This is a genomic window from Nocardia bhagyanarayanae (assembly GCF_006716565.1).
GTDB lineage: Bacteria > Actinomycetota > Actinomycetes > Mycobacteriales > Mycobacteriaceae > Nocardia > Nocardia bhagyanarayanae.
The window spans coordinates 89,223-102,076 of the sequence record NZ_VFPG01000001.1 but is presented as its reverse complement, the minus strand read 5'-3'; the positions used below and the strand labels follow the sequence as shown (position 1 = coordinate 102,076).

General features: G+C 69.0%; 14 protein-coding genes. 9 read left to right on the top strand and 5 right to left on the bottom strand.

Annotation, left to right across the window (positions count from 1 at the left end; translation table 11 throughout):
- Both FB390_RS00445 and FB390_RS00440 read right to left on the bottom strand, forming a co-directional pair.
- Positions 1–840 (bottom strand): maleylpyruvate isomerase family mycothiol-dependent enzyme, encoded by an 840-nt coding sequence (locus FB390_RS00445; protein WP_141807167.1) that lies wholly within the window; start codon positions 838–840, stop codon positions 1–3.
- Positions 837–1,310 carry an HIT family protein gene (locus tag FB390_RS00440; protein ID WP_141807166.1) on the bottom strand — a complete coding sequence of 158 codons (474 nt, stop codon included), beginning with the start codon at positions 1,308–1,310 and terminating at the stop codon, positions 837–839. The genes FB390_RS00445 and FB390_RS00440 overlap by 4 nt, the downstream gene beginning before the upstream one ends.
- A gap of 406 nt (positions 1,311–1,716) precedes the next feature.
- Here FB390_RS00440 and FB390_RS00435 point away from each other — a divergent pair, with 406 nt between their 5' ends.
- The 5 genes from FB390_RS00435 (at position 1,717) to FB390_RS00415 (ending at position 7,122) form a co-directional block, all read left to right on the top strand.
- Complete coding sequence (locus FB390_RS00435; RefSeq protein ID WP_141807165.1) at positions 1,717–2,832, top strand: Re/Si-specific NAD(P)(+) transhydrogenase subunit alpha; 1,116 nt, start codon at positions 1,717–1,719, stop codon at positions 2,830–2,832.
- Positions 2,832–3,152 (top strand): NAD(P) transhydrogenase subunit alpha part 2, encoded by a 321-nt coding sequence (locus FB390_RS00430; protein WP_141807164.1) that lies wholly within the window; start codon positions 2,832–2,834, stop codon positions 3,150–3,152. The genes FB390_RS00435 and FB390_RS00430 overlap by 1 nt, the downstream gene beginning before the upstream one ends.
- A gap of 4 nt (positions 3,153–3,156) precedes the next feature.
- The gene (locus FB390_RS00425; RefSeq protein WP_141807163.1) at positions 3,157–4,575 is read left to right on the top strand and encodes an NAD(P)(+) transhydrogenase (Re/Si-specific) subunit beta; all 1,419 of its coding nucleotides are present in this window, start codon (positions 3,157–3,159) and stop codon (positions 4,573–4,575) included.
- A 99-nt stretch (positions 4,576–4,674) separates the two neighbouring features.
- Positions 4,675–5,814: a DUF5925 domain-containing protein gene (locus FB390_RS00420; RefSeq protein WP_141807162.1), complete on the top strand. Its 1,140-nt coding sequence runs from the start codon at positions 4,675–4,677 to the stop codon at positions 5,812–5,814.
- A 54-nt stretch (positions 5,815–5,868) separates the two neighbouring features.
- On the top strand, positions 5,869–7,122 hold the full coding sequence (locus FB390_RS00415; RefSeq protein ID WP_246123789.1) for an MFS transporter: 1,254 nt from the start codon (positions 5,869–5,871) through the stop codon (positions 7,120–7,122).
- 155 nt (positions 7,123–7,277) lie between these two features.
- On the opposite strand, the gene FB390_RS33330 is transcribed toward FB390_RS00415, so the two are convergent.
- Entirely contained in the window at positions 7,278–7,481 is a 204-nt protein-coding gene (locus tag FB390_RS33330; RefSeq protein ID WP_185756897.1) for a hypothetical protein, read from the bottom strand.
- A 361-nt stretch (positions 7,482–7,842) separates the two neighbouring features.
- Here FB390_RS33330 and FB390_RS00405 point away from each other — a divergent pair, with 361 nt between their 5' ends.
- Entirely contained in the window at positions 7,843–8,835 is a 993-nt protein-coding gene (locus tag FB390_RS00405; protein WP_141807160.1) for an AraC family transcriptional regulator, read from the top strand.
- Between the two features lie 26 nt (positions 8,836–8,861).
- Positions 8,862–9,254 carry an acyl-CoA thioesterase gene (locus FB390_RS00400; protein ID WP_185757188.1) on the top strand — a complete coding sequence of 131 codons (393 nt, stop codon included), beginning with the start codon at positions 8,862–8,864 and terminating at the stop codon, positions 9,252–9,254.
- A 26-nt stretch (positions 9,255–9,280) separates the two neighbouring features.
- Here FB390_RS00400 and FB390_RS00395 read toward each other — a convergent pair whose 3' ends face one another.
- Together FB390_RS00395 and FB390_RS00390 are read right to left on the bottom strand one after the other, a co-directional pair.
- Positions 9,281–10,084, bottom strand: a complete 804-nt coding sequence (locus FB390_RS00395) for an SDR family oxidoreductase (protein ID WP_141807158.1) — start codon at positions 10,082–10,084, stop codon at positions 9,281–9,283.
- 26 nt (positions 10,085–10,110) lie between these two features.
- On the bottom strand, positions 10,111–10,605 hold the full coding sequence (locus FB390_RS00390) for an Lrp/AsnC family transcriptional regulator (RefSeq protein ID WP_068067381.1): 495 nt from the start codon (positions 10,603–10,605) through the stop codon (positions 10,111–10,113).
- A gap of 143 nt (positions 10,606–10,748) precedes the next feature.
- On the opposite strand from FB390_RS00390, the gene pdhA reads away from it, so the two are divergent.
- The gene (pdhA, locus tag FB390_RS00385; RefSeq protein ID WP_141807157.1) at positions 10,749–11,861 is read left to right on the top strand and encodes a pyruvate dehydrogenase (acetyl-transferring) E1 component subunit alpha; all 1,113 of its coding nucleotides are present in this window, start codon (positions 10,749–10,751) and stop codon (positions 11,859–11,861) included.
- Positions 11,858–12,832: an alpha-ketoacid dehydrogenase subunit beta gene (locus FB390_RS00380; protein WP_141807156.1), complete on the top strand. Its 975-nt coding sequence runs from the start codon at positions 11,858–11,860 to the stop codon at positions 12,830–12,832. The genes pdhA and FB390_RS00380 overlap by 4 nt, the downstream gene beginning before the upstream one ends.
- The last annotated feature ends 22 nt before the right edge of the window (positions 12,833–12,854 follow it).

The following is a 12,854-nucleotide window of genomic DNA, read 5'->3' as shown; positions in this document are numbered from 1 at the left end:
TCAGAGGGTGAACGCGAGGTGGCGGACCAAACGGACGCCCAGCTCTTCGTTGCCCGCAATGGCGATCTCGTCGAGATGCTCGGCCGCACTGCGCCGACCACCGCCCAGCCGCACGAAAAGTCCCGAGTCCATGGTGATCTCGACATCGGCGGGACCGTCGAACGAGTCGACGAAGGCGGCCCGCTCGTCCACCGCGATGTGCAGGGTGCGCGATAGCGCGCCGGTCAGCGCGAAGGTGATCCGCGATCCGGCGGGCGCCTTGCCGAGCTTGGCGACGACCCGCGGCAGCGATCCGGCGAACTCGGCGAACGCCAGCTCGCCGCGCCTACCGCCCTCGTCGACCCGCACGTCCAGCGCGTCGGCGATGTCGAGTTCGTGCATCCAGCAGTCGAACAGCCGCACCCGCATGAACCGGCCGTAGGGGACCTGGCCGACCGGCGAGACCGTCGGTGTGGTCCATGCGGCATCGTCCATCTCGGCCAACGCCTTGTGCCGCCGGTCCATCACCTCGCGGAAGAGCTCGAGCAGACGCGCGCCGGGCATCGGACGCAGACGGTCGACCCAGATCTCGTTGAGCACCGCGGTCTCGTTGCGGACGTACGGCAGCGAACGGACGTCGGTCTTCTCGCGCATCGGATCGTGCGGCGGCGGCTTCTCGCCGAGCAGCCACGATTCGGTGCCGACCACGTGGGCGACGATGTCGAACACGGTCCAGCCGGGCAGCTTCGACGGTGTGCGCCACTGGTTTTCGTCCAGGTCGGCGACCAGCGCGGCGATGGCTTCCCACTGCTCGGTCAGCAGCGCGGTCAGCTCGGCGCGGTCCAACGTCTGGTCGATCATGCCTGCGTTCCTTCCTCGGTGCCGACGTCCTCGGCGTCGTCCTGCCGGGCCGGCGTCGCGAGGCCCGCCCGGATGGCGGCGGCGGTGCCCTCCGGATCGTTCGGTCTGCGCAGCAAGAAGCCCTTGGCGAAGCTGAGCTTGTCGCCGTGCCTGCGCGGGACGACGTGCAGGTGGACGTGCGCGACGGTTTGGAACGCCGCCTTGCCGTCGTTCATCACCAGGTTCGCGCCGTCGGCGAGGAGACTGCTGCGCCGCATGGCCAGCGCGATCCGGTGCCCGGCGCGGAAGAGCTCCGCGCCGAGATCGGCGTCGAGATCCTCCAGCTCCGCCGCGTGCCGCTTCGGCACGACAAGCGTGTGGCCGCGCGCGATGGGGCGGATATCGAGGAACGCGCACAGCAGTTCGTCCTCGTAGACCTTGGTAGCCGGAGCTTCGCCCGCCACGATGCGGCAGAAGACGCAGTCGTTCACACCGCGACCATACGGCGTACGAGTGGCGCGGAACACCCCGAATCCCCCTCCGAACATGACCCCCGTCACTCTCCGGCGCGGTCTCGAGCGCCTGACCAGTTCGCTGACGTGTGGGTAAGTAAGGGACCTGGAGGTTCGATCTTGTGGCCCTCACCTGCGCGGACGACCATCGAAGTCGAGCTTTTCGCGTCGGCGCAGGAAGAACGGAGGCCACGACACGCCGCGCGGCTGCGGTGCGAATCCGGCATATGGGCGGAATCCGGCCACGTCCTGTGACGGGCATCTCAGCTACGCTCACGGCGAGCCGGGTACAGTTGCGAGGATTTTTGGCGAACTTACTCGTTGGTAACTTCGTCCGGACATCGGTCGGTGGCCAAACGGCCAGCACGAGAAGGAAGTCTGACAAGTGGAGACAACGCAAAACGTTGGCGACTCGTCGCCGCGCGGAGCGCGTGTCGGAGTCGTTCGCGAGTCCAACGCGGGCGAGCGGCGTGTCGCATTGGTGCCCAAGATCATTCCGGCGCTGCTGAAGCAGGGCGTCGAGGTGGTCGTGGAAGCCGGCGCCGGACTGGGTGCGCTCATTCCCGACGAGGCCTACGTGGAGGCCGGTGCGACCATCGGCGATCCGTGGTCGGCCGAGGTGGTCGTGAAGGTGGCCCCGCCCAGCGATGCCGAGGTGGCCAAGCTGTCCGACGGGCAGACGCTGATCGGATTCCTGGCCCCGCGCAATGCCGAGAACCAGATCGCGGCGCTGAAGTCGGCCGGTGTGCAGGCCTTCGCGGTCGAAGCGATCCCGCGCATCTCGCGCGCGCAGGTGATGGACGCGTTGTCCTCGCAGGCGAATGTCGCCGGATACAAGGCGGTACTGCTCGCGGCTTCGGAGTCGACCCGCTTCTTCCCGATGCTGACCACCGCGGCGGGCACGGTGAAGCCCGCGACCGTGCTGGTGCTCGGCGTGGGTGTCGCGGGGCTTCAGGCTCTCGCGACGGCCAAGCGTCTCGGCGGCCGCACCACCGGTTACGACGTGCGTCCCGAGGTCGCCGATCAGGTGCGTTCGGTCGGTGCCCAGTGGCTCGACCTGGGCATCGATGCCGCGGGCGAGGGCGGCTACGCGCGTGAGCTGACCGAGGAAGAGAAGGCCAAGCAGCAGCAGGCGCTCGAGGACGCGATCAAGGGCTTCGACGTGGTGATCACCACCGCGTTGGTGCCGGGTCGTCCCGCGCCGCGGCTGGTGACCGCCGCCGCGGTGGAGGGTATGAAGCCGGGCAGCGTGATCGTGGACCTGGCCGGTGAGACCGGCGGTAACTGCGAGCTGACCGAGCCGGGTGAGACCGTTGTCAAGCACGGCGTCACCATCGCTTCGCCGCTGAACCTGCCCGCCACCATGCCGGAGCACGCCAGCGAGCTGTACTCCAAGAACATCGCGGCCCTGCTGGAACTGATGCTCGTCGACGGCAAGGTCGCCCCCGACTTCGAGGATCAGGTTCTCGCGGACTCCTGCGTCACTCGTGAGGTGAACTGATGTATACCGAACTGCTGGCGAACATCGCGATCCTGGTGCTGTCCGGGTTCGTCGGTTTCGCCGTCATCTCCAAGGTCCCCAACACCCTGCACACCCCGCTCATGTCGGGCACCAACGCCATTCACGGCATCGTCGTGCTCGGCGCGCTGGTGACGCTGGGCCGGGTGGAGAACCCCTCGATCGGCATCCAGATCATTCTGTTCGTCGCCGTGGTCTTCGGAACCCTGAACGTGATCGGTGGTTTCGTGGTCACCGACCGGATGCTGGGCATGTTCAAGGCCAAGAAGCCGGTCGCCGCGGCGGAGAAGGCGGGCGAGTAACGCTATGGACAACTTGGTCAACATTCTCTACATCGTCGCGTTCTCGCTGTTCATCTACGGTCTGATGGGCCTGACGGGGCCGAAGACCGCGGTGCGCGGCAACTGGATCGCCGCGGTCGGCATGGGCATCGCCGTGGTCGCGACGTTGATCGCGGTGCGCGACACCTCCAACTGGATCCTGATCGTGGCCGGTCTGGTGCTCGGTGTGGTGCTGGGTGTGCCGCCGGCGAAGTACACCAAGATGACCGCGATGCCGCAGCTGGTGGCCGCGTTCAACGGTGTCGGTGGTGGCACGGTCGCGCTCATCGCGTGGGCCGAATTCCTCGACACCACGGGCTTTTCGAACTTCAAGCACGGTGAAGAGCCGACCGTGCACATCATCGTCGGTTCGCTGTTCGCCGCGATCATCGGTTCGGTCTCGTTCTGGGGCTCGCTGATCGCCTTCGGCAAGCTGCAGGAGATCCTGCCCGGCAAGCCGATCGGTGTCGGCAAGCTCCAGCAGCCGCTGAACCTGCTGCTGCTGGTGGTCGCGATCGCCGCGGCCGTGGTGATCGGCCTCGGCGCGGCCGACGGCGGCGCGCCGTGGTGGTGGATGGTGCTGCTGCTCCTAGCCGCCGGTGTGCTCGGTTTGATGGTCGTGCTGCCGATCGGTGGCGCGGACATGCCCGTGGTCATCTCGCTGCTCAACGCGTTGACCGGTCTGTCCGCCGCGGCGGCGGGTCTGGCGTTGAACAACACCGCGATGATCGTGGCGGGCATGATCGTCGGCGCGTCCGGCACCATCCTGACCAACCTGATGGCCAAGGCCATGAACCGGTCCATTCCGGCCATCGTCGCCGGTGGCTTCGGTGGCGGCGGCACCGCGCCCGGCGCGGGTGGCGGCGAGCAGAAGCAGGCCAAGGCCACCTCGGCCGCGGACGCCGCGATCCAGATGGCCTACGCCAACCAGGTCATCGTGGTCCCCGGTTACGGTATGGCCGTCGCGCAGGCTCAGCACGCGGTCAAGGAGATGGCCGAGCTGCTCGAAAAGCGGGGTGTGGAGGTCAAGTACGCCATCCACCCGGTCGCCGGTCGCATGCCAGGACACATGAACGTGCTGCTGGCCGAGGCCGAGGTCTCCTACGACGCGATGAAGGAAATGGACGACATCAACGGCGAGTTCGGCCGCACCGATGTCGCCCTGGTCATCGGCGCCAACGACGTCACCAACCCGGCCGCCCGCGAGGACTCCTCCAGCCCGATCTACGGCATGCCGGTGCTCAACGTCGACCAGGCCAAGAGCGTCATCGTGCTCAAGCGCTCGATGAACTCCGGCTTCGCGGGCATCGACAACCCGCTGTTCTACGCCGACACCACCTCCATGCTGTTCGGCGACGCCAAGAAGTCCGTCGGTGCCGTCACCGAAGAACTGAAGGCGCTGTAAGGCACCAGGTATGCGGCCCCCCGTTCCCATGGAGCGGGGGGCCGCTCCGTTTCCGCCGCTCGTTAATTCGGTGGACGCCGCCGGTCCGACACACCGATCATGGTCGGAATGTTGGAACGCAAGGAACCACTTCGGTTGGTCGGGCCCGAGCCGGGGCCGGCCGATCCGGCCGAGAGCCTGCGGTGGTCCGTCGCACTGGATTCGTACTACTCGCCGCGCGATGTGCTCGACGTGCTCGCGCTGACCCCCTTCGTCCAAGGCGAACAGGGTCGCTATCGCAAGAAGCAGCTCGAACGCGTGCGCGCCGACGCGCCGCTGCGCCCCGCGGGTTCCCGGATCGCCCGCGCCATCGAGGAGGACAACAGCCGCTCGATCCTGGTGGTCGGCGACGGCTGGACGCTGCGCGCGGACCGCTGGGCCGATCGTTCCGCCGTCGTCGAGGTCACCGCCGTCACCGATGAGCTGGCCAACGACATTCTGGCCGAAGCGATCCGGGACGCCGAGGAGCCGTCCGAGGTGGTGGACGGCATCGAGATGGGGTTCTGGTACCTGCACACCCAGCAGGGACCGCGGCGACGGCAGCACGACATCGAGACACCGGTCTGGTCCGACATTCGCCGCAACTATCCGGACTCGGCCGCGGCCGCACTGGATCGGCTGATGGCGCTGTCGCCCAACGACATTCGCGGTCGACTGCTGTTGCTGCACGGGCCGCCGGGTACCGGAAAGACCACGGCGCTGCGCGCGCTGGCCAGGGCGTGGCAGCCGTGGTGCCAGGTCGACTGCGTGCTGGACCCGGACATGCTGTTCAGTCAGCCCGGCTACCTGATGTCGGCGGCCACCGAGGTCGACGACGAGCGCCGCCGCTGGCGCCTGCTGGTGCTGGAGGACTGCGACGAGCTCATCCGTGCCGAAGCGAAAGCATCGGCGGGCCAGGGACTTTCGCGGCTCCTGAACCTGACCGACGGGATGCTCGGCCAAGGCCGCGACGTGCTCGTCGCCATCACAACCAACGAGGACCTGTCCCGCCTGCATCCCGCCGTCACCCGCCCCGGCCGCTGCCTGGCTCAACTCGAGATCGGCCGCCTCTCCGCGACCGAAGCGAGGCGCTGGCTCGGTGACCATCCCGCCCAGATCCCCGACGACGGCCTTTCCCTCGCGGAACTCATTGCCCTCCAAGGCGGCGCGCCCAGTCTCGATACCACCGTCCCCGAATCGGAGTCGGGGATGTACCTGTAGGCGCGTCGGTCGACAGCGGTGTGCGCTCGACCACAGCCCGGTACCGTCGAACTGGTGCCAGCCAAATCGGTCGATGGTCGAACACGCACGGCGCGCGGCGCGGTGTTCACGGTATTCGGTGTGAACGGTGTGCTGCTGGCGATGTGGGTCGTGCACATCCCGGTCATCACCGATCGAACGGGCGTCTCGCACTCGACGCTTGGCATGTTCATCCTGCTCATGGCGGGCGCGGGCATTGTCGGCATGCGCATCGCGGGCCCGCTCGCGGACCGGTTCGGCAGCAAGAGGCTGGTGGGCGCGGCCGCGCTCGTCGCGTCGACAGCCGTGCTCGGTCCCGGCTTCGCGACCAGCCCGGCGTGGCTTGGTGCGGCGCTGGCCTGCTTCGGATTCGGCAACGGCGCGCTGGACGTCTCGATGAACGCCCAAGCGGTGCAGGTCGAGCGGGCCTACGGGCGCCCGATCATGTCGGCGTTCCACGCCCTGTTCTCCGGCGGCGGACTGCTGGGTTCCCTGCTCGGCGCCGCCGCATTGCGCGCGGGCTGGGACGTGCGCGTCACCCTCGTGCTGGCCTCGGCGAGTTGTGTGGCGCTGATCGTCGCGAGCGTGCCGCGTCTGCTGGCCGATTCCGCCACGCCCCAGCGGTCCGAACCGCCCGGCTCGGAAGTCATCGGCCCCGCGCACACCGAGGACGCGGCGGACGTGCCGGAACCCGGGCACGGACGGAAGGTGCTGGCACTGGCCGCCATCGCGTTCGCCGTGTTGCTCGCGGAAGGCGTCGCCGCCGACTGGAGCACCCTGCAGATGCGCGGCCACCTAGGCGTGGACGAAGCCACCGCCGCGCTGGCGTTCGGCGCGTTCTCCGTGACCATGACCGCGGGTCGCTTCGCCGCGGATCGCGTCAGCGGCGCGTTCGGCCGGGTCGCCGTCGTCCGCTACGGAACGCTGCTCGCCGCCCTCGGCCTCGGCACCATCATGCTGTCCGCCTGGACGCCGCTGACCCTCGTCGGCTGGGCGCTCTGCGGCCTCGGCCTGTCCGGCAGCGTTCCGCAGATCTTCACCGCCGCGGGCAATCTCGGTACCAGCACAGCCGCCACCGATATGGCCAGGGTCTTCGGCCTCGGCTACTTCGGTCTGCTCGCGGGACCCGCGGTCATCGGCTGGCTCACCGAACTCATACCGCTCACCGCCGCCATGTTCGTCCCCCTCGTCGCGATGCTCTTGTGCTGCTGGAAGGCGGGGGTCGTCGCCCCGGCCCAGCCAGTGGTCGAGGTAGACCGCGACAGCAGGGCCGCGGACGACGCGCACTGATCCGCCAACCGTGGGCCGTTCGCCGCCGCGACTCGGCCCTCAGCACCCACCCGCGGGGCCGGTTCGGGACATCGTCGGCCCGGGCTGGTCCGGTCGCGTGGGGCGCGCCGTTGAGCCCCACGCCCGCGGGTGGTCACATTTCGCTTCTGACAATTTCAACAGGCAGGCACCGGAACTTCTTCCATCGACCACCCCCCGGCCGCCGCCGTCTCCCCGACGTACTCACCGAAGTCCTTGGCCTCGCGCCCGAGCGCCCGCCGCACGCCATCCGTCGTGGCGGAGTTCCGTCCGTCGAGAAGCGCGCCGAACAGGTAGTCGAGCAGGCTGATCTCGTCCGCCGGAACCCGATATTCCGTCAATCCCGCAACGAATTCCGTGCGGGTGATGGGGACGAACCGGATGTCGCGGCCGCTGTCCTTCGCGATCTCGGCGGTCGCCTCGGCGAAGGACAGCGCCCGCGGCCCGGTGAGTTCGTAGACCTCGCCTCCGGCTCGCCGCGCCCCGACAGCAGCACCAGCTTGCCCACGCCGGCCGTCTTCGCGGCCGCGGCGAACGCCCGGATGACGTCCGGCGCCCCCGGCGCGGCGAGATCGGGCTGGTAGGCCAGGTAGACGGCGTCCACATCGGCGAGCGCCGGTCCCCAGGTGGCGCGGTCGGTCCAGTCGAACGGAACATAGTTCAGCCGCTCCCGACCATGCGCGTGCGTCTACTGTTGGAGACGTGGATGCGCTCGCCAGTCTGCTCGAAGGCCCACGCGCGAGGGGCGCGTTCCTGATGTGTTCGCTGCTGGATCCGCCGTGGTCGTTGCGCATCCAGGACGAGGCGCCGCTCACCGTGCTCTCGATGATCCGCGGCACCGCCTGGATCGTTCCGGACGACGCAACGAATTCGCCTCGGGGAAGCAAGGTTTCGGCCAAGAGCGAGCCGCGCCAATTGCACGCGGGCGACGTCGCCATCTTCCGCGGCCCACATCCCTACACCGTCGCCGACGATCCCGCGACGCCCCCGCAGATCATCATCCATCCGGGCCAGGTCACGAAGACGCCCGACGGTGAGATCCTCTGCGAGACGCTGAGTCTCGGCGTTCGCCAGTGGGGCACCGACCCGGAGGGCGCGACCATGATGGTCACCGGCACCTACGAGTCCGCGGGCGCGGCGAGCCAGCGGCTGCTGCGCGCCTTGCCGCCGATCGCGGTGCTGTCGCACGGCGATCTCGACAGCCGCCTGCTCGACATCCTCGCCGACGAGGCGACCAAGGATCAGCCCGCCCAGGGCGCGGTGCTGGACCGCCTTCTCGATCTGGTGCTGATCGCCGCGCTGCGCGCCTGGTTCGCCCGCGACGACGCGCCCGCCTGGTACCACGCCTACAGCGATCCGCTGGTCGGCAAGGCCTTACGCCTGCTCCAGCACAATCCCGCGCACGGCTGGACCGTCGCGAGCCTCGCCGACGCGGTCGGCGTTTCGCGCGCCGCGCTGGCCCGGCGGTTCACCGACCTGGTCGGCGAGCCGCCGATGGCCTTCCTCACCGAATGGCGCCTCGCGCTGGCCGCCGATCTGCTCCAGGAGTCGGACGCCACCATCGAGGCGATCGCGCGCCAGGTCGGCTATGGTTCGGCCTTCGCGCTCAGCGCCGCCTTCAAACGCCACTTCGGGGTGAGTCCGCGCGACCACCGGCAGGGCGCTGCCCACGCTGAGCTATCGTCGGCCGGGTGACGCAGCAGTATCCCGTGCTCTGGCCGATGCCGACCCGGTGGGCGGACAACGACCACTACGGCCACGTGAACAACGTGACGTACTACTCGTACTTCGACACCGCGGTGAACGCCTGGTTGATGCACGCGACGGGCACCGACATCAGGGAGCTGCCCGCGCTCGGCGTGGTCGCGCAGACCTCCTGCCAGTACCTCGGCTCGATCAGCTTCCCGGACCAGCTGCAGGTCGGCCTGCGGATATCCCGGCTCGGCCGCTCGAGCATCACCTACGACCTGGCGATCTTCCGCGACGCCGACGGCTCGCTCGAGCTCGCGGCCACGGGCGTCTTCGTGCACGTCTACGTGGACTCCGAGACGCGCAAGCCGGTCGAGATCCCGGAGGTCGTCCGCGCCGCGGCGGCCGAACTCGTCACCGACTGACGGTTCCCCTGGCCAGCGGCCCTCGGCTACCCGCGCAGCGCGCTCTGGAACCGGCGCATGCCCGCCAGCCAGCGGTCGTAGTCGGCGCCCTTGCGGCGGTACATCTCCAGCACCTCCGGGTGGGGGAGGATCAGGAACTGCTCGGCCTCGACGCCCGCCAAGACCACATCGGCGACCTCCTCGGGAGAGAGCACGGCGCCCGCCGACGTGACCGCCTTGATCGCCATCGCGGCGGCCGCCTCGTCGCCGGGGATCAGATCGCCGTGCAGCAGCTTGGTGTCGACGCCCATCGGGCACACGCAGCTGACCCGGATCCCGCTGTCCCCGTAGGTGACCGAGAGCCACTCGGCGAAACCGACCGCGGCGTGTTTGGTGACCGAGTACGGCGCCGAGCCGATCTGGGTCAGCAGCCCCGCCGCCGATGCGGTGACGACGAAGTATCCCTCGCCGCGCGCCGACCAACCCGGGACGAGCAGCCGAGCGGCGCGCACGTGCGCGAGCACGTTCACCTCCAGCGCGGCCGACCACTGTTCGTCGGTGCTCTCCAGTCCGGGACCGCCGCCGATTCCCGCGTTGGCGAAATAGAAGTCCACCGGACCGAATTCGGTCTCGGCGCGATCGATCAGCGATTGCACGACCTTCTCGTCGGCGACATCGCCGCCCATCGATACCGCCTGCGCGCCAATGGATTCCGCCACCGCGGCGGCCGACTCCCCGTTCAGGTCGGCGACAACGACCCGCGCGCCGCGCTCGGCCAGCCGTCGCGCCAGCGCCGCACCGATACCCGCTCCCGCCCCCGTGACGATCGCGACCTTGCCCGAAATCTCCATACCCGCACAGTAACGGGCACGGGGATTCAACTCGACCCGGCCAGCCGATCCAGCAACGGCGCGGTCCGCGGCCCCACCAGCTCCCGCATCACCAGCGCCATGTTGGTCCGCTCCACCCCGGGAATCTTCAGAATCTGTCCGGCGATTCGATACAGGTCGTCGGCGTCCTGGGCGACGACGCGGACGGTGAGATCGGTGAGTCCGGTCATGCCGCACACCTCGGTGACCTCCGGCACCTCGGCGAGTTCGTCCACCACCGAGTCCAATTGGTGCTGATCGACGACCACCGCGACGAACGCGGCGAGCGGATAGCCCAGCGCTCTCGGCTCCACCCGCCGTTCGAAGCTGCCGAGCACGCCGCTGGCCTCCCAGCGAGACAGCCGCGCCTGCACGGTATTGCGGGACAGCCCGAGCCGGTTCGCCAGTTCCACGCCGGTCGCCCTCGGGTTGGCGACCAACTCCAGCAACAAGCGAGCGTCGGTGGCGTCCAACGTGGCGTCGACGGGTTCCTTACTGGACATACAACGCAGTATGACACCACCGGGACCCACCGATTTGAGCATTCTGCCCATTGGTGTAGCGGTCACTTGCGCAGTCCGCCTTCTCGTGGATGCTGTGAGGTAGGACACATCGTGCTCGGCGCAGGATGAGGAGGCGAGCGGTCATGGCGGAGAAGCCCACGTACCCGGTGCAGTTGATCCAGCCCGACGGCCGCCGCGTTCTCGATCGTCAGCACGCGGCGCTCGTCGCCGACGTCGGCCCGGCTGAGCTGCGCGGGCTGTACGAGGACATGGTCGTGAGTCGCCGCATCGACGTCGAGGCGACCGCGTTGCAGCGCCAGGGCCAGTTGGGACTGTGGCCGCCGTTGCTCGGCCAAGAGGCCGCCCAGGTCGGTTCGGCGCGCGCGCTGCGCCCCGACGACTACGTGTTCTGCAGCTACCGCGAAGCGGCCGTCGCCTACTGCCGCGGCGTCTCGCCGACCGAGCTCACCCGGCTGTGGCGCGGCGCGGCGCACTCCTGCTGGGACCCCGGCGCGGTCAACATGACCAACCCGAACATCGTGGTCGGCTCACAGGGCCTGCACGCCACCGGATACGCCTACGCCGCGAACCTGGACGGCGCCGAGATCGCGACCATCGCCTACTTCGGCGACGGCGCGACCAGTCAGGGCGACATCGCCGAGGCGTTCGGCTTCGCCGCGAGCTGGAGCGCGCCGGTGGTGTTCTTCTGCCAGAACAACCACTGGGCGATCAGCGCCCCCGTGCGGATCCAGAGCGCGACGCCGATCGCCCGCCGCGCCTACGGCTACGGCATGCCCGGCGTGCAGGTCGACGGCAATGACGTGCTCGCCGTGCTCGCGGTGACCAGGCAGGCCGTGGCGCGGGCGCGTTCGGGCGGCGGGCCGTCCTTCATCGAGGCGCTCACCTATCGGATGGGTCCGCACACCACCGCCGACGACCCCACCCGGTACCGCGCCGCGGCCGAGACCGAGGAGTGGAAGCGCCGCGATCCGATCGACCGGGTGCGCAGGCTGCTGGAGCGGGAGGGGCAGTTCGACGAGGACTGGGCGCGGCAGGTCGCCGCCCACGCCGACGACGTCGCGCGACAGCTGCGCACCGCGACCATCGAGATGCCGGACCCGGCGCCGATGGAGCTGTTCGACCACGTCTACGCGACACCACACTCGCTGCTCGACGAACAGCGGCGGGAGTACGCGGAGTACCTGACCGGCGATCCCGGTGCGTCCTCCGCGCGAACGGAAGGAGTCCGCCCATGATCACCACCTTCGCCAACGCGGTGAACACCGGGCTGCGCCGGGCGCTGGAGGACGATCCCAAGGTCGTGCTCATGGGCGAGGACATCGGCAAGCTCGGCGGCGTCTTCCGGGTGACCGACACGCTCCAGAAGGACTTCGGGAACAACCGGGTGATCGACACCCCGCTGGCCGAGTCCGGCATCGTCGGAACGGCTTTCGGCATGGCGCTGCGCGGGTACCGCCCGGTCTGCGAGATCCAGTTCGACGGGTTCGTCTATCCGGCGTTCGATCAGATCGTCTCCCAGGTGGCCAAGATCCACTACCGGACCAAGGGAAAGGTTGTCGCGCCCATCACGATTCGCATCCCGTTCGGCGGCGGCATCGGTTCGGTGGAGCACCACTCGGAATCGCCGGAGGCTTACTTCGCGCACACCGCGGGGCTGCGGGTGGTGACGCCGAGCAATCCGTCCGACGCCTATCACCTTGTGCGCCAAGCGATCGCGCTGGACGATCCGGTCATCTTCTTCGAGCCGAAGCGGCGCTACTGGGACAAGGCCGACGTCGACTTCGACGCTCCGCCGGAGCTGCCGATGGACCGGGCCAGGGTCTGCCGCACCGGTGCGGACGCCACTCTCGTCGCCTACGGCGGCACCGTCGCCACCGCGCTCACGGCCGCGAAAATCGCCGCCGAGGAAGGGCATTCGCTCGAGGTCATCGATCTGCGCAGCCTCGCCCCGATCGATTTCGACACCGTCGAGGAATCGGTCGACAAGACCGGCAGGCTGGTCATCGTGCACGAGGCTCCCGTCTTCGGTGGGCTCGGCGCCGAGATCGCGGCGCGGATCACCGAACGCTGCTTCTATCAACTGGAGTCGCCGGTTCTCCGCGTCGGCGGGTTCGACATCCCCTACCCCCCGGCTAAGCTCGAGAAGCACCACCTGCCCGACGCCGACCGCATCCTCGCCGCGGTCGACCGTTCGCTCGCCGCCTGACCGCCGACCCGATCCGAGAGGC